Source organism: Aliiglaciecola aliphaticivorans, assembly GCF_054782055.1.
Map to the genome: position 1 here is coordinate 18,543 of NZ_BAAGTF010000028.1, position 16,058 is coordinate 34,600.

Consider the following 16,058-nt stretch of genomic DNA (forward strand, 5'->3'; position numbering starts at 1 on the left):
CTTGCCACCCATTGAAAACGGGCGCCGAAGTCTACCACTAGAGTGGATACTTAACAAGCATTTAGGGCGTTATTGCAGTGACATTGTAAGATTTTGAATCATTCGTAATTCTAGGGTAGTTTTACACTTAATATCTTTCTCAAAACAGCGAGTATTTTTATGATTTATCTCAGGTATTTATTAATAATATTGTGCGCCAGCATAACAAACACAGTGGCTTATGCAGAACAAACTGCATTGGTTGGGGGGCGCTTAATCGATGGTTTCGGACATCAACCTATCGCCAACAGCGTTATTTTAGTTAAAGATGGCATTATTCAGCAAGTGGGCACTGTAGCAACATTGCCGGTGCCCAAAGGCTATCAAATTGTCTCCACAGAAGGAATGGATGTGTTGCCGGGCTTATGGGAAAACCATGCCCATCTAATGCTCAATGGTCACTCAGATTACGAACATTGGGATAAAGCTTACATAAACCGTTTAGCCGATGAGATTATGCCGGCAAGTGCAGTGCAACTATTGTTAGCAGGGATCACCAGTGCTAGAGATTTAGGCGCACCTTTAGATGATACCATCAGTGTCAAAAAGCGCATCGAAGACGGATCTATTCCAGGGCCCAATTTGTATGTGTCAGGGCCGTTTTTACAACATGAAGCTTATCCAGGAACGGAGCAGTTTCGCTGGGGAATCGATGGTGTACGTGATGCTAAACGAAAAGTAGACAAGTTAGCCGATGCAGGCATGGATATTATTAAATTAATTGACCAAGACAAAATGGAATTAGAAGAAGCCCAAGCTATCGTCGATCAAGCTCATAAAAGAGGAATGAAAGTGGTTGCTCATTCCCATCGACCAAATGAAATTAGACGAGGCCTTCAAATTGGGGTTGATAACTTTGAGCACACAGGTTTAACAACCTCTCCAGAATACCCAGAAGATATAATAACCATGCTCAAGGAGCGAACAGCGACAGGGCGTGTTGCAGGTGGACCTTTATTTTGGACACCCACCGTAGAAGGGTTGTGGAATTATCCTGCTACCGTTGCAAACCCAGAAAAGCTGGACAGCCATTGTTGGAAGCGCGGTTTAAAAGAAGACACTATTGCAGATATAAAAGGTTCGTTAAGAAATGTCGGACAATTGGATTACATGCAGCTCACTCCCTTACGTAAACCTACCTTAAAACGCAAAATTGCCCAGTTGAGAGATGCAGGTGTGGTTTTTCTAGTTGGCACAGATAGTGGTATTCCCGCTAAGTTTCACTGCCAAAGTACCTGGAATGAAATGGCAGTTTGGGTAGATGAAATGAATATTAGCGCAATGGATACGATTCGAGCCGCCACTTATTGGCCAGCAGTTATGATGGGTGTCCATGATAAGACGGGGACTGTATCAGCGGGTAAAGCGGCGGATATCATTGCTGTTCATGGTGATGTTTTACGTTACATCAACTTATTACAACGAGTGGATTTTGTGATGAAAGCAGGGGTGATATATAAATCGGACGGTAAGCCGGTAGAAGCAAATTTAAATTAACTTGAATATCAATTGGTCTAATATTCTGTAAGAGCCCGAAATTACTCGGGCTCAACTCAAACACTAAGTTTAATCCTGCCTACCAACTGTTTCCTTGCTCAACTTTGCTGCTATCGATTTCTACGGCTTCAACTACTTTTAATACTTCACCATATTGTTGAAAGGTTAAAACGTCCGTTAATACATACCCCTTCACCTGTACTACCATGCCATTTTTCAATAGTGCTTTATTTATGCCTCGTGGCATGTACTTTTTACCATCATTGGCGTCTAAGCCAAAAAAACCACCTTCCATGCCTTTGTGGACAATAGTGCCGGTAATGGTAAGCATTGCAGGTTCCTCTTGTGATGTTTCACTTGGTTTGGCTTCTTTTAACTCTAAATTAGACTTAGGATCAAGATCTGAGGGTGAACCTGTGTCGGCAGTATCAGTGCCAGAACAACCTGCAAAAAAGGCTATAGAGAGTAAACACAATAATCTATTCATTTATATCCCATTAATAATGTTTTGGACAATACAACCATGTATAGCATGATAATTGGACAATTACATTTTATAAAAGTGCATAAAAAAAGCCGTTGGATCGCTAAATCAAACGGCTTTATGATAGTTCATTATCGCGTTTAAGGGTTAATACTCAAACATGGCTGAAATGGATTCTTCATTGCTCACACGACGAATTGCTTCAGCCAGCATGTTAGACAAGGTGAGCTGTTTTACTCGGCTTAGTGCTTTTATATCATCTGCTAGGGGAATACTATCTGTGATGATAATTTCATCAATCACTGAATTTTGAATATTTTCCACCGCATTTCCAGAGAAAATAGCATGGGTTGCATAGGCATAAACGTTTCTGGCACCGTGAGCTTTCAATGCCTCAGCCGCTTTACCTAAAGTACCACCAGTGTCAATCATATCGTCAACAATGATGCAATCTCGATCATTTACATCACCGATGATGTGCATAACCTGTGCGACATTGGCTTTAGGACGACGTTTATCAATAATCGCTAAATCGGTGTCATTGAGCAGTTTTGCCATTGCTCGTGCTCTCACAACTCCGCCAATATCTGGAGATACAACTACTGGATTGTGAAAATCACGTTGGCGCATATCGTCTAGCAATATAGGCGTACCAAACGCATTGTCTACTGGCACATCGAAGAAACCTTGTATTTGTTCTGCGTGCAAGTCGATGGTCAAAACTCGGTCAACACCCACATTCGATAAGAAATCAGCAACAACCTTAGCGGTGATAGGTACACGTGCCGAACGAACTCGTCGATCTTGACGTGCATAGCCAAAATAAGGAATGACGGCAGTAATACGACCTGCAGATGCGCGACGAAGCGCATCGATCATAACGATCAATTCCATTAGGTTATCATTGGTAGGGGCACAGGTAGATTGAATGATAAAAACGTCAGAACCACGTACATTTTCATGTATTTCGACGCTTATTTCACCATCACTGAAGCGGCCCACACTAGCGTGGCCAAGTTTAGTATAAAGTCTATCTGCTACTTTTTGGGCGAGTTCTGGTACAGCATTACCAGCGAAAAGCTTCATGTCCGGCACAAGAAATTTCCTCAGTGCGAAAGTGTTAAGGGTAACCAATAATTAGATTGGTTCATCGCGTTTCAGGGTTGCCGCGAGCTTAGTCTAGATTGCGTTTGTCAGCAGTTAAGCCGAGGTTAATTGCATTTTAGCTAAATACTCATGTAAGGGTGATGTATTAATACCTTTTGCGACAAACGCCTGACAATCTTCAGGCAAGATTCGTTTAACCTGCTCAGCTTGTTCGATCGTGTCAAAAACAGAAAATAAGCAAGCTCCTGTTCCTGTCATTCTCGACGGCGCGTATTCTAACAACTGACGTAATAAATTTGCAACTTTAGGATAGCGATCACAGACTAATTTTTGGCAATCGTTGCGAGTTTTTGCAAATTTGTAGTCCTGCCACTCAATTTTAGCTGAATTTCGGACTAAATCATCTGCTGCAAAAATTTCCGCCGTGGAAACGTGGCAATTGGGAAATACAATCAAATAATAAGGCGAAGAAAGCTCTGTTGGCGTTATTTTTTCACCCACCCCTTCTGCGAATGCTGTTTTACCATGAACAAATATAGGGACATCTGCACCTAGGGCTAAGCCTAAATCTGCCAACTCGGAAAACGACAAATGAGTTTTCCAAAGGGCGTTTAGGGCAACTAGGGTTGTTGCGGCATTGGAAGAGCCGCCGCCAATCCCGCCTCCCATGGGAAGCTGCTTATCTAACCAGATATTACAACCTAAAGTGCTGCCAGAACGCTGCTGTAATTGTTTAGCTGCTTTAAAAATTAAATTGTCTTGTTGAGCAACGCCTTCTAGAGCAGTTTCTAAGGTAATGATGCCGTCATTAGTAACTTCAAAGGCTAATTGATCACCTATATCCACCAGTTGAAATAGGGTTTGCAATAAATGATACCCTTTTTCATTTTGGCCATTAATATGTAAAAAAAGGTTTAATTTTGCAGGGCTGGGCCACCAATGTTTAGGTTTAGTGCGTTGTGTCATTGCATTTTCTGCCAAGAAGATATTTTAATTTTAATTTGATTCGCAACATTTTGGGTGTTGGTGAGTTGTATTAAATGGGGTAACCACAGGCCTTCGACTTTTTGGTAATCTGAAAAAGTGAGTGTCCATGGTACACACTCTCTACATTTAGCCTCTAACTGGCTGACTAAACCGAATTCATCGTAAACAACGTTATCTTTTTCGGTATGTTGCCCTTTAACCCAAAGCCCGAGTTTTTCAACCGGAATATTCCAACCTGTGACCCTAAAAATTAATCTGTTTGCATCGGTGTCGGTATAGGTTTGGTCATCAACTTCCAATGATGTGTAATTATCGTCACTCTGCATTTTTAGGATGTTAGTACCAATAAAGGTATTTAATTGTAAATCAAATTGATTAATACCTTGTTGCCAATTCATGTAAGCACTGACTTTTTCTTCTTCACTTTTAAATGCTAATCGGCCTTTTATTTTCCAATTTGTTAAATTTGAAAGTTGTTGTTGGTGGCGTTCGCTGTTGATACTTTGGTTTATTTTAGTTGAGGTGACACAACCTGATAAAACAAGTAAGAGCAAGCAAGCCGTTACGACATAAATTGGTTTCATGCAAAGTACCAAATTGTGTATTAGTTGATGTTTTATTCGTTTATCAAGGCATTTGATAAAAAAACAGCTAAAATTGAATTGGATTATACATATATATGGGAACACAGAAGCTCCACTACTTTCAATAGTTTTGGCTTTTGCGTACAATGCCGCTCCCAATAATGTTGCACGGTTGACTCGCATTTCTCAATGACACTGATTGCTGTAGGAATTAATCACAAAACTGCCCCCGTAGTGTTACGGGAAAAAGTAGCCTTTCCCGTGGAATCCATGGTGGAAGCGCTTGCCTCTTTGCGAGAGCAGTTGGGTGCGCAAGAGTCTGTTATTTTATCTACATGTAATCGTACTGAAATTTATATTTCAACAGAGCACTCTTTAGCCGATAAGTTGATCCAGTGGCTTGCGACATTTCATAATTTGGATAGCAAAGAACTGATTTGTCATAGTTATCTGCTAGAAGATGATGAAGCCATTCGCCATGTAATGCGCGTGGCCAGCGGCTTAGATTCATTAGTTTTAGGCGAGCCTCAGATTTTAGGGCAGGTGAAACAAGCCTATAGTAATGCTAAGAATTATGGTGCCGTAAGTAGCCAGTTTGAAAAGTTATTTCAACATACATTTTCAGTGGCGAAGAAAGTAAGAACCGAGACAGACATTGGTGCAAACGCGGTTTCAGTTGCCTTTGCCGCCGTTCAGTTGTCTAAACAAATATTTTCATCCTTAGCGAAAACTAAAGTACTGTTAATTGGTGCAGGAGAAACCATAGAGTTAGTTGCCAAGCACCTGACAAATAGCGGAGTGAACAAAATAACCGTAGCTAACCGTACTTTAAGTCGTGGAACTGAATTAGCGGAGCAAATACATGCTAATGTTATTACCCTCGCGCAAATTCCTAACGTATTGCATGACGCCGATATTGTAATTAGTTCTACAGCCAGTACTTTGCCCATAATCGGTAAAGGAATGGTGGAAAGTGCATTAAAAGATCGCAAACATAAACCTATTTTCTTTGTCGATCTTGCAGTTCCAAGAGATATAGAGACGGAAGTGGCGGACTTAGATGATGCTTATTTATATTCAGTCGATGATTTACAACATATTGTTGAACAGAATTTAGCCAGTCGTCAGCAAGCAGCTGATGATGCCGAGTTAATTATTAAAGAGCAAGCTCAGGTATTTAGTAGTTGGCAAAATTCATTACAGTCAATTGATTCTCTGAAGTTGTTTCGACAGCAAAATAATGACGTTAAAATTAAATTACAACAGCGTGCTTTAGGTCAGTTAGCCGAAGGCAAAGATCCGCAAGAAGTCGTGATAGAACTATCAAATAAGCTGACCAATGCGTTACTTCATGCGCCAACCAAGGCACTAAGCCGTGCTGCATCAGAACAAGACCAAGATACATTGTCTTTGCTTCGGCAAACCTTGGGTCTGGATGTCGAAAAAGAATAAACAGGAAAACCATGAAAGATTCAGTAGTCAGTAAATTAGAGACACTCATTGAACGATTCGAAGAAGTTCAAGCGCTATTAAGTAACGCAGAAATCATAGCGGATCAAAATAAGTTTCGCGCCTTATCTAAAGAATATTCCCAATTAGAGGGTGTGGTTAAAGCCTTTAAACAGTATCAGCAAGCCCAAGAGGATTTGGCTTCTGCTCAAGAAATGATGCAAGAAGATGATGCAGAAATGCGCGAGATGGCTCAAGAAGAGTACAAAGAAGCTAAGTCGAATATTGAAAGCTTAGAAAACGAACTGCAGATATTGTTATTGCCAAGGGACCCCAACGACGATAGTAATTGTTTCTTAGAAATTCGAGCCGGTGCTGGTGGTGATGAAGCTGCAATTTTTGCCGGTGATTTATTTAGAATGTACAGCCGCTACGCAGAAACACAAGGTTGGCGCTTGGAACTTATCAATGCTAACGAAGGTGAGCATGGTGGTTACAAAGAAGTGGTAGCGAATATTATTGGTGACGGTGTATACGGAATTATGAAGTTTGAGTCAGGTGGACACCGGGTACAACGTGTTCCCGAAACAGAGTCTCAAGGCCGAATTCACACCTCTGCCTGTACCGTCGCTGTATTACCTGAAATTCCAGAATCTGAAGCCATTGAAATCAATCCTGCTGATTTGAGAATTGATACCTTTAGAGCTTCTGGGGCAGGGGGACAACACGTTAATAAAACCGACTCAGCAATTCGTCTAACTCACATTCCTACTGGCGTAGTGGTGGAATGTCAGGATGAACGTTCCCAGCATAAAAACCGTGCGAAAGCTATGTCGGTATTACAGTCTAGATTGACACAAATTGAAGATGACAAACGTGCAGCGGAAGAAGCTTCTACGCGCAGAAATTTAGTTGGAAGCGGGGATAGATCGGAACGCATACGCACCTATAATTTCCCACAGGGGCGGGTGACGGATCACCGAATTAACTTAACTTTATATAAATTGGATGACGTAATTGCTGGTGATGTGAATGCGCTGCTTGAACCCATTAGGCAGGAACACCAAGCCGATTTGTTAGCCTCTTTGTCTGATGGAAGCTAATGAACATTTGAGCGCGGGTGCAACTGTTGCTGAACTGCTAGCTTGGGCTTTTCAGCAGCTATCGGCTGGCGAGAGTCCGAAAACAGACGCTAGACTGCTATTGGCTCATTGCCTGGACCAATCTTCTACCTATCTTATGACATGGCCAGATAAGATTGTTGAAACGAGTATCCAAACACAATTTCAGCAACTGGTAATACAACGTAAAATGGGTCATCCTGTTGCCCACCTAATAGGTACCCGGGATTTTTGGACCCTGAGTCTTGAAGTCACCCCGGATACCTTGATTCCTCGACCGGAAACCGAATTATTAGTCGAGCAAGCATTACAATTGCCGATAGGTCCAAATGCCAAAGTGCTAGATTTAGGTACGGGAACTGGCGCGATTGCGTTGTCTCTAGCTTATGAAAAACCAACATGGCAGGTGATAGGTGTAGACATTGTTGACGATGCAGTCGCGCTGGCTAAACGTAACGCTATTGCAAATCAATTACCCGATGTTAAATTTCTGCAAAGCAGTTGGTTTACTCATTTAAGCGCTAAAACCTTTGATTTGATAGTAAGTAACCCTCCTTATGTGGAAAGTGATAGTCAGTATCTTTCACAAGGAGATGTTCGTTTTGAGCCTATAACTGCGTTAACCGCAGGTAAGGATGGTTTAGATGATATTAAAATTATCATTGAGCAATCACTTGCTCACCTAGAAAAGGGAGGTTGGCTAATGATAGAACACGGATACAATCAAGCAACTGAATTAGCTGCCCTATTTAACCAATATCAATATACCAATATTTTTCATAAAAAAGACCTAAATAATCAACCGCGCATAACCGCAGCGCAAAAACCTTAACCAAATCAAGAGAACAACTGATTTTCCATTCGAGTCAGCCCTGCCTTGTGACCCATGTCGATTTAGTTTTGTTAAAATAACGAAGACACCCATCATAAGAATAGCATGGACACCCATCATTTGACCCATAGTTACTAAGCTCAATCTAGTTTGAACTGGCAATGGATGTCTTTGTTATTCATTCATTATTCGGGATTAAATATGGTGGTCTAAGGTAAAGCGGAATAAAGCCTTAACAGTGGCTGTCCACGATAAAGTCTCTTGATGGCTGTCCACGAAATATGAACAGTGGCTGTCTTCGATAAAGCGTTCGATAAAGCGGATGTTAATTACCAATAGGAAGTAAATGATTTCCTAAGATCGCGTTGAGTTATTCGATAACTCAAATCCTTTCATGTGATTTCAAATTTCTATGGCTCGTGAAGATTCTAAGTGTTAGATTATTGCCGAGAATTATCTATGGGGTTTTGCTATGTCTGATATGTTTCTGTTCGCTGAAGATACAGATGAAGAAATTGAAGTTCAAAAAGGTGTATGGAAAGTCCTCATAGTTGATGATGAACCTGAGGTTCATGCGGTGACTAGACTTGCGTTGAACGATTTTGTTTTTCAGGAAAAAGGGCTCAATTTTATTAGCGCCTATAGCGGTGATGAAGCCAAAGAAATGTTCCAAAAACACAATGATATCGCGGTTGTTTTGTTAGATGTTGTGATGGAGACAGATGAGGCTGGTTTAGAAGTTGCTGAATATATACGTAATGAGCTGCATAATAATTTCACGCGAATTATTTTACGAACCGGGCAACCCGGACAAGCCCCTGAACGTGATGTTATTTTAAATTATGATATTAATGATTATAAATCAAAAACAGAATTAACCGCTCAAAAGTTATTTACGGTCATCATTGCCTCACTGCGTTCTTACCGAGACATTATGGTGATTGAGGAAAACCGAAAAGGCTTAGAGAAAATTATTTCTGCCTCCGCAAATTTGTTTTCGATACGTTCCTTAGAAAATTTTATAGAAGGGATTATTCAGCAGCTATCCTCATTACTGGGGGGAACAAAAGATGCCGCATATATCACTTCTGCCGTTGCAGCGCCCAATCCAATTGATATTTTAGAGCCTAAAAAGTTTTTTCTTTTTTCTGGAAAAGGCGAGTATCAAGGTCAAGAAGGCGCGCTATTAGAAGATGTGGTAACAGGAGAGGGGCTTATCGCCTGTAAGCAAGCGCTAGAAGAAAAGTCCCTTGTTTATGGAGAAGAATATGTAGCAGCTTATTGCCAAGGCAAACATGCTAATGGGGCGTTATTGTATTTATCCGGTATTCCCAAAAAGATGAATCGTTATGACAGGAAACTTTTGAGTATATTTAGTGATAACGTGCAAATAGCTTTTGACAATGTGCTACTGACTAAAGATATAGAAGATTCACAACGTGAAATAATTGAACGTTTGGGGACGGCGATCAATAAAGAGTTTAGGATTGGAATGCGTATTCAGCGAATGGTTGAAATGTGCAGGCTTTTGTCTAATGAATATGGTCTTTCTGAAACTCAGATTGAAATATTTAGTTTGGCATTACCCCTCTATGACGTTGGAAAATTAAGTGTACCTACACATATATTAAGTAAGCCAGGACCACTCAATGAACAGGAAAAAAATAGCGCTAAGCAGCATGCACAAATAGGCTATGATTTATTGAAAGACTCTCGGCGGCAAGTTATTCAATCTGCGGCTGAAATTGCCCGCGATCACCATGAACATTGGGATGGTAATGGCTACCCTCGAGGCTTAAGAGGCGAACAAATTCACCTGTACAGTCGAATAACCGCCGTCGCCGATGTTTACGACGCCCTGCGCAGTGAATTAATCTGTAGTGACGCTTGGTCGTTGGACAAAGTTCAAGAAACCTTTTTACAGGCAAAGGGAAAACAGTTTGAGCCCAAGCTGGTTGACATGCTTTTTGCCAATCTAGATAAATTTGAAAATATCCAGCAACAATTTCCCGATCCTATTTAACTCAGCATATTTAATAGACAGCCACACTAACAAGCTGGTGGCTGATTAAACTTAACGGCAGAATAATCTAGCCAATATCATTCATAAAAATCCAATTTGAGCAGTGACTTAACATAAAGTGCTGGTCGCTTTATGCATCTTCCTTTATATTGAGGCTCGAATTTATCCACCGAAACATAGTAATTAAAAAGGGCGTTTTATGTACATGATGGCTAAACATCTCCACCTTACTGCAGTGGCTTTAAGCATTATTCTGTTTATTTTACGATTTGTATGGTTACAACGTAAATCTGCATTGCTACATAAAAAATGGGTGAAAATCGTCCCTCACATTGTCGATACCGTTTTACTCGTTTCGGCGATAACACTATGTTTTATTGTACCTTTTAATCCTATTCAGCATCCTTGGTTGTGGCAAAAAATCCTACTCGTTATCGCCTACATAGGTTTGGGGTTTTACGTCTTAAAATTTGCCAATTCGACTCTTAAACAATGGGGCGGGTTTGCTTTAGCTATCGCCTGTTTGTCATTAGCTGCGAATTTAGCGTTTAGTAAACAAGGCCTTATTGCATTCTAAAATTTAGAGACTGATTGCTATTAAGTTTACGGTGATAACCCCGATAACAAGACATAAATGTAACGTCGTCTGAGGGTAAAGTGAAATCGCTTGAGCATGCAATCAATGAAAAAAATTCTTTATTGGCGAGTTTATTACTAACTCAGCAATTTGAAAAAAGTGTGGATGTTTTTAAATACATTGCACAAATTGAAATTCTCGCTAATAAAGTTGCCAAACAGATTGATTCTGCAGCACCTGAACTAGATAGGTTTCAGCAGCTACTTGATGGCTTTTACACTGCATTGGCGTTTAGTGGCGATGAAAACGATCTCTTTAATTCTCGATATAGTTTGATAGATAAAGTCATCGATTATCACACTGGGATTCCTGTCACTATATCCATTGTTTTTTCTGCCATCGCAAATCAGTTAGGATTCAACGTGAAGGGGGTTAACTTTCCTGGACACTTTTTAATTCGTTTACAAACCGCAGAAAAGCGACTGTTATTTATTGACCCGCTAAATGGTAACACTATTAAATGGCAAGAATTAGAGGCTTTATATTTTAGTATCGTCGGGGAAACAGAAGATGAGGAAATGCCAGCCGATATTTTGAACGTGGCCACTACTGAAGAAATATTGGTGAGGTTGTTACACAACTTAAAGGCTTCGTACATCCGCGAGGAAAACTATCAAATGGCCCTGCGGGCGGTCGACTTATTGATTGAATTTTGCCCCAATGATCCTTATGAGCGTCGTGACCGCGGGTTTTTACTTCATCAATTAGAGTGTCCGCAAGTGGCTAAAGCGGATTATCAATTTTTCATAGAGCACTGCCCACAAGATCCCTCTGCACAAATACTGAAGCTGCATATGCGCAATTGGGAAAATGCCGTAAGCGTGGTTTTACATTAATTCTCTTTACTACGTCCTACAATATTTCTACTATGCCTGTCATTATTATAAATGCCTTAACATAGAGAATTAATTTAAGTGAATAATCTAAAAACTATTTCCGTTGGCAATATTGAGGTTGCTAATCACAAACCTTTTGTTTTGTTTGGTGGTATGAATGTACTAGAGTCTCGTGATTTAGCTATGCGTATTGCTGAACATTACAAAGAAGTCACCACGCGATTAAATATTCCTTACGTTTTTAAAGCTTCTTTTGATAAAGCCAATCGTTCATCGGTTCATTCTTATCGTGGTCCTGGAATGGAAGAAGGCTTAAAAATATTTGAAGAAATTAAAAACACCTTTGATGTTCCACTCATTACAGATGTACATGAGCCTCATCAGGCAAAACCTGTCGCTGAAATTGTCGATGTTATTCAATTACCAGCGTTTTTAGCCAGACAAACAGATCTCGTCGTCGCAATGGCTCAAACTAATGCAATTATTAACGTTAAAAAACCGCAGTTTTTAGCCGCTCACGAAATGCGTCATATCATCAATAAGTTTTTAGAAGCCGGTAATGACAAAGTTATACTGTGTGAACGAGGATCTTGTTATGGCTATAATAATCTTGTAGTTGACATGCTTGGCATGGATGAAATGAAAGATTATGCGCCGGTTATTTTCGATGCAACACACGCATTACAAAAGCCAGGTGGGCGATCAGACTCTGCTGATGGTCGCAGGGCTCAAGCGGCTCAACTTGCTCGCAGTGGTATGTCACTCGGTCTAGCTGGATTGTTTATTGAAGCTCACCCTGAGCCTAATCAAGCTAAGTGTGACGGACCTTGTGCGTTAAAACTAGATAAATTAGAACCTTATTTATTACAAATGAAACAGTTAGACGACCTGGTCAAAAGTTTTGAACCTTTAGACACTAGCGCTAACTAAAAGCCTCACGGCGAACTTATTCAGTTAGTTTCGCCGTGTTGTTGTTTGCAGTAGAAGTTTCTTCAATTTCAACCACAAGTTTTTGTAGTGCTTGTGTCGCAGTTTGAGATGCAACAGAAAGTTGAGAAGCTTCGATTGCCGTCGATGGTTGAAGGTCTGCCAAGTTTTGTTGAAGTAACGCGTCGATGGTTGAGGCTAATGACAAGCCCATGTCAGCTGTTTCATTTGCATTGGCTACAGTAAAAACACTCGTGTTTAATGCTATTGCTAAAGTAAGATATTTTAAGTTTTTCATTTTTTCTCTAAATTAATTTCATTATAAATTATCATTTTTGTCATATTTATTTAACAAAAACACCAAATTAAGTTAATGTTTTACATACATAAAATTTTAACTTGTCGCTATTTTATACAATAATGTAGAACCTTAAAAATGACATTTAGTATGGATAAGCATTAGAAAAACTAATGAATGTTAGGCGTTTCTAGTTTATCCTTAGCTCAATCCATTAAAAATAAGATTTGTCATGAATCGCAGATTGCCCCCGTTAAATGCGCTACGAGCATTTGAAGCCGCTGCAAGACATTTGAGCTTTACCAAAGCGGCAGATGAACTCTTTGTTACGCAAGCAGCCGTTAGCCATCAAATTAAGAGTTTAGAAGAGTTTCTTTCAATCAAATTATTTTTAAGAAAGAATCGCTCTTTACTGCTCACAGAGCAAGGACAAAGCTACTACCTAGAATTAAAGGAATTGTTTGAATCGCTACATTTAGCGACTGAAAGGCTGTTAGCCGCAGGTGCTAAAGGCGCTTTAACCGTAGCGATGCCGCCAAGTTTTGCAATTCAATGGCTAGTTCCAAGGGTCAACCAGTTTAGTCAGCAATACCCTGATATTGACGTGAGGATCAAAGCCATAGATTTTGACGATGGTTTTTTAGAAGACGACGTTGATGTGGCCATTTATTATGGAAGAGGTAAATGGTCAGGGTTAAAAGTAGACAAACTACATACTGAATATTTAACCCCAGTTTGTTCGCCAATGCTGTTTAATGGCTCTAAACCATTAGAGAGTCTCAACGATCTTAAACATCATCGCTTATTACACGACAGTACCCGAGAAAGCTGGAAAACCTTCATAAGACAATTTCATATAAACGGTGTGAAAGTAGAGCAAGGTCCAATATTCAGTCACACGATGATGGTACTCCAAGCCGCTGCCCTTGGTCAGGGAATTGCCTTAGCAAATAGTGTGCTGGCCAGACCCGAACTGGCTTCAGGACGGTTAATTTGTCCCTTCGAGGAGCGTTTAGTTAGCAAAAGTAGTTATTACCTAGTTTGTCATGAATCCCAAGCAGAGTTAGGTAAAATTGCTACTTTTAGGCATTGGCTTTTGGAACAGGTTGAAGAGGAGCAAGATGAAGATATTAATTGATCGCCCAGATAAGCCATTTGCACGTTTTATTTTTGCCCACGGAGCGGGAGCAAATAAACAGAGTCATTTCATGGAACAAATCGCCAAGTTGCTGTGTCTAGGGGGAGTCGAAGTTGTGCGTTTCGATTTTCCGTATATGCTTCGCGCGGCTGAAAAAAATAAACGTCAGCCACCAGATAGAGCTAATATATTACTTCAAGACTTTACAGAGATGGTAAATAGTGCCGATACAGAATTGCCACTGTTTATTGGTGGTAAATCCATGGGCGGAAGAATGGCTTCAATGCTGGAATCTGCTGGGACAGTCGAAAACGTTAACCTTATAAAAGGTGTCATTTGTTTAGGCTATCCTTTTCATCCGCCTGGTAAACCAGAAAAACAACGTACTGAACACCTATATGACGCTAAGTTACCTATACTGATTATTCAGGGGGAGCGAGATACGTTTGGCAACCGAAGTCGAGTGGAGTCTTATCAACTTCCTAGCATTATCGATGTTCAATTTTTAGCGGCAGCGGATCATAGTTTTGTACCGCTTAAATCGAGTGGGATTGGGGTAGATGAGCATATTCGCTCGGCTGCCGATCAAATAATAAAATTTATGAAGGGACAAATATGAAGTTTTTATTAATGTTTGCTGCTTGCGGTGCTGCACTGTCAGTGTTGCTGGGCGCGTTTGGAGCTCATGCATTAAAAGACACATTGCCGGCAAGTTCGTTAGGTTACTTTCAAACTGCAGTGCAGTATCAAATGACTCACAGTCTAGGCATGTTAGCTTTTTTGGTGTTTTACGCTTACTGGAAAAATGAATGGTTAATTTGGGGGGCGCGATCATTTGCTTTCGGCATTTTATTTTTCAGCGGCAGTCTTTATATCTTAGCTTTCACTAATCTAAAGTGGGTTGGGCCAATTACGCCATTAGGCGGTTTGTGTTTTGTTGCAGGATGGGTGTGTTTATTAGTGGCTGCTTACGAATATGAGGATTAATTCGCTACTGTTCTACTGCCGTGCAGGATTTGAGGCTGATTTATGTTCTGAGTTACAGGAAAAACTGAGTGAACTGGGAGTTTACGGTTACCCTCGGTTTACAAAAAAATCTGGATTTGTTCAGTTCATATGCCACCAAGATGGGGATGCTGAAAAGGTAATTCAACAATTAGCAGTCCGAGAATTAGTATTTGCTCGGCAAATGTTTGCAAGTACTGATCCTATTTCTTTAACTGACACTTCAGATCGCATATCGCCGATACTTGAGCATTTACACGACAAGACTCTTTTTGGTGAACTGCGGGTGGAGTATGCGGATACAACCGATGGCCGCGAACTATCAAAGTTATGTCGAAAATTAGCCGTACCCTTAAGACAAAGTTTACGTAAGCACAATTTACTTACCGCAAAAGAACAAAATAACAAGCCGTGTTTGTTTGTGTTTTTTGTCACGGGTACAGAAGTGATGCTAGGGTTATCTAACCCTAAAAAGCACAGCCCCTTTCCTTTGGGCATTTTACGTCTGCGTTTTCCATCATCAGCTCCTAGCCGCTCAACCCTTAAATTAGATGAAGGGATTCAATTGTTTATCCCTAAAGCTGAGATGTCACAGCGTTTTGAGCCGGGTATGCATGCAGTTGATTTAGGTGCATGCCCTGGTGGTTGGACTTATCAATTAGTGCAGCGAGGACTGTTTGTACAAGCCGTTGATAACGGTGCCATGGATGAAAATTTGATGGAAACAGGACAAGTAAGCTACTTTCCTGAAGATGGCTTTAAATTTGAGCCAAGAAAAAAGAATGTTCAGTGGTTAGTGTGCGATATGATTGAACAGCCCCAGCGTGTTGCTAAATTGATGGCAAACTGGTTAGTTAAAGGATGGTGTAAAGAAGCCATTTTTAATTTAAAACTGCCGATGAAACAAAGACATGAATCGGTTACTCAAGCGAAAAAAATTGTGGATGAGATAATGACCAAGCATGCTGTTAAATATGAATGGCAAGCTAAACACTTGTATCACGATCGGGAAGAAGTCACTGTTCATATTAAAACTAACTTATGACAGGTTAGATCTCCGCGGGAAAAAATTTGTCTCCTTGTAATATAGAGCG

General features: G+C 40.5%; 17 protein-coding genes. 12 read left to right on the forward strand and 5 right to left on the reverse strand.

Annotated features, from left to right (window positions below; all coding sequences use genetic code 11):
- Positions 1 to 213: 213 nt before the first annotated feature.
- Entirely contained in the window at positions 214 to 1,536 is a 1,323-nt protein-coding gene (locus ACYVIL_RS14810) for an amidohydrolase family protein (protein WP_303477017.1), read from the forward strand.
- Between the two features lie 79 nt (positions 1,537 to 1,615).
- Here ACYVIL_RS14810 and ACYVIL_RS14815 read toward each other — a convergent pair whose 3' ends face one another.
- The 4 genes from ACYVIL_RS14815 to lolB form a co-directional block, all read right to left on the reverse strand.
- Positions 1,616 to 2,023: a hypothetical protein gene (locus ACYVIL_RS14815; RefSeq protein ID WP_303477014.1), complete on the reverse strand. Its 408-nt coding sequence runs from the start codon at positions 2,021 to 2,023 to the stop codon at positions 1,616 to 1,618.
- 144 nt (positions 2,024 to 2,167) lie between these two features.
- Complete coding sequence (locus ACYVIL_RS14820; protein WP_303477011.1) at positions 2,168 to 3,115, reverse strand: ribose-phosphate pyrophosphokinase; 948 nt, start codon at positions 3,113 to 3,115, stop codon at positions 2,168 to 2,170.
- Positions 3,116 to 3,220: 105 nt separating this feature from the next.
- Positions 3,221 to 4,093: a 4-(cytidine 5'-diphospho)-2-C-methyl-D-erythritol kinase gene (gene ispE, locus ACYVIL_RS14825; protein WP_303477008.1), complete on the reverse strand. Its 873-nt coding sequence runs from the start codon at positions 4,091 to 4,093 to the stop codon at positions 3,221 to 3,223.
- The gene (lolB, locus tag ACYVIL_RS14830) at positions 4,090 to 4,698 is read right to left on the reverse strand and encodes a lipoprotein insertase outer membrane protein LolB (RefSeq protein WP_460313146.1); all 609 of its coding nucleotides are present in this window, start codon (positions 4,696 to 4,698) and stop codon (positions 4,090 to 4,092) included. The genes ispE and lolB overlap by 4 nt, the downstream gene beginning before the upstream one ends.
- 189 nt (positions 4,699 to 4,887) lie before the next feature.
- Between lolB and hemA the strand changes: the two genes are divergently transcribed.
- The 7 genes from hemA to kdsA all read left to right on the forward strand — a co-directional run bounded on the left by hemA (position 4,888) and on the right by kdsA (position 12,526).
- Positions 4,888 to 6,150: a glutamyl-tRNA reductase gene (hemA, locus tag ACYVIL_RS14835; RefSeq protein WP_303477004.1), complete on the forward strand. Its 1,263-nt coding sequence runs from the start codon at positions 4,888 to 4,890 to the stop codon at positions 6,148 to 6,150.
- An 11-nt stretch (positions 6,151 to 6,161) separates the two neighbouring features.
- Positions 6,162 to 7,250: a peptide chain release factor 1 gene (gene prfA, locus ACYVIL_RS14840; RefSeq protein WP_303477002.1), complete on the forward strand. Its 1,089-nt coding sequence runs from the start codon at positions 6,162 to 6,164 to the stop codon at positions 7,248 to 7,250.
- Entirely contained in the window at positions 7,240 to 8,100 is an 861-nt protein-coding gene (prmC, locus tag ACYVIL_RS14845) for a peptide chain release factor N(5)-glutamine methyltransferase (RefSeq protein ID WP_460313148.1), read from the forward strand. Before prfA ends, prmC begins: the two co-directional genes overlap by 11 nt.
- Before the next feature lie 472 nt (positions 8,101 to 8,572).
- Positions 8,573 to 10,123, forward strand: coding sequence for a DUF3369 domain-containing protein (locus ACYVIL_RS14850; protein WP_460313150.1), 1,551 nt, complete (start codon positions 8,573 to 8,575; stop codon positions 10,121 to 10,123).
- Between the two features lie 205 nt (positions 10,124 to 10,328).
- Positions 10,329 to 10,700, forward strand: a complete 372-nt coding sequence (locus ACYVIL_RS14855; RefSeq protein WP_303476995.1) for a SirB2 family protein — start codon at positions 10,329 to 10,331, stop codon at positions 10,698 to 10,700.
- 80 nt (positions 10,701 to 10,780) lie between these two features.
- Positions 10,781 to 11,596 carry a SirB1 family protein gene (locus ACYVIL_RS14860; protein WP_460313152.1) on the forward strand — a complete coding sequence of 272 codons (816 nt, stop codon included), beginning with the start codon at positions 10,781 to 10,783 and terminating at the stop codon, positions 11,594 to 11,596.
- Between the two features lie 78 nt (positions 11,597 to 11,674).
- Complete coding sequence (kdsA, locus tag ACYVIL_RS14865; protein WP_303476987.1) at positions 11,675 to 12,526, forward strand: 3-deoxy-8-phosphooctulonate synthase; 852 nt, start codon at positions 11,675 to 11,677, stop codon at positions 12,524 to 12,526.
- A 16-nt stretch (positions 12,527 to 12,542) separates the two neighbouring features.
- Here kdsA and ACYVIL_RS14870 read toward each other — a convergent pair whose 3' ends face one another.
- Complete coding sequence (locus tag ACYVIL_RS14870) at positions 12,543 to 12,821, reverse strand: hypothetical protein (protein WP_303476984.1); 279 nt, start codon at positions 12,819 to 12,821, stop codon at positions 12,543 to 12,545.
- 232 nt (positions 12,822 to 13,053) lie between these two features.
- Between ACYVIL_RS14870 and ACYVIL_RS14875 the strand changes: the two genes are divergently transcribed.
- From ACYVIL_RS14875 to rlmM, 4 genes are read left to right on the forward strand one after another with little or no spacing between them, the layout of a single operon-like run.
- A complete protein-coding gene (locus tag ACYVIL_RS14875; RefSeq protein WP_303476981.1) occupies positions 13,054 to 13,959 on the forward strand; it encodes a transcriptional regulator GcvA in 906 nt (301 codons plus the stop codon).
- Positions 13,943 to 14,578, forward strand: coding sequence for an alpha/beta family hydrolase (locus ACYVIL_RS14880; RefSeq protein ID WP_460313155.1), 636 nt, complete (start codon positions 13,943 to 13,945; stop codon positions 14,576 to 14,578). Before ACYVIL_RS14875 ends, ACYVIL_RS14880 begins: the two co-directional genes overlap by 17 nt.
- On the forward strand, positions 14,575 to 14,946 hold the full coding sequence (locus ACYVIL_RS14885) for a DUF423 domain-containing protein (RefSeq protein ID WP_460313157.1): 372 nt from the start codon (positions 14,575 to 14,577) through the stop codon (positions 14,944 to 14,946). The genes ACYVIL_RS14880 and ACYVIL_RS14885 overlap by 4 nt, the downstream gene beginning before the upstream one ends.
- Positions 14,942 to 16,009, forward strand: coding sequence for a 23S rRNA (cytidine(2498)-2'-O)-methyltransferase RlmM (gene rlmM / locus ACYVIL_RS14890; protein WP_460313178.1), 1,068 nt, complete (start codon positions 14,942 to 14,944; stop codon positions 16,007 to 16,009). The genes ACYVIL_RS14885 and rlmM overlap by 5 nt, the downstream gene beginning before the upstream one ends.
- Positions 16,010 to 16,058 lie beyond the last annotated feature (49 nt).

Bases quoted from the DNA above. Each gene is read 5' to 3' on its own strand.
- ACYVIL_RS14815 (WP_303477014.1), bottom strand. From the start codon at position 2,023: ATGAATAGATTATTGTGTTTACTCTCTATAGCCTTTTTTGCAGGTTGT.
- ispE (WP_303477008.1), bottom strand. From the start codon at position 4,093: ATGACACAACGCACTAAACCTAAACATTGGTGGCCCAGCCCTGCAAAA.
- lolB (WP_460313146.1), bottom strand. From the start codon at position 4,698: ATGAAACCAATTTATGTCGTAACGGCTTGCTTGCTCTTACTTGTTTTA.
- hemA (WP_303477004.1), top strand. From the start codon at position 4,888: ATGACACTGATTGCTGTAGGAATTAATCACAAAACTGCCCCCGTAGTG.
- prfA (WP_303477002.1), top strand. From the start codon at position 6,162: ATGAAAGATTCAGTAGTCAGTAAATTAGAGACACTCATTGAACGATTC.
- prmC (WP_460313148.1), top strand. From the start codon at position 7,240: ATGGAAGCTAATGAACATTTGAGCGCGGGTGCAACTGTTGCTGAACTG.
- ACYVIL_RS14850 (WP_460313150.1), top strand. From the start codon at position 8,573: ATGTCTGATATGTTTCTGTTCGCTGAAGATACAGATGAAGAAATTGAA.
- ACYVIL_RS14855 (WP_303476995.1), top strand. From the start codon at position 10,329: ATGATGGCTAAACATCTCCACCTTACTGCAGTGGCTTTAAGCATTATT.
- ACYVIL_RS14870 (WP_303476984.1), bottom strand. From the start codon at position 12,821: ATGAAAAACTTAAAATATCTTACTTTAGCAATAGCATTAAACACGAGT.
- ACYVIL_RS14875 (WP_303476981.1), top strand. From the start codon at position 13,054: ATGAATCGCAGATTGCCCCCGTTAAATGCGCTACGAGCATTTGAAGCC.
- ACYVIL_RS14880 (WP_460313155.1), top strand. From the start codon at position 13,943: ATGAAGATATTAATTGATCGCCCAGATAAGCCATTTGCACGTTTTATT.
- ACYVIL_RS14885 (WP_460313157.1), top strand. From the start codon at position 14,575: ATGAAGTTTTTATTAATGTTTGCTGCTTGCGGTGCTGCACTGTCAGTG.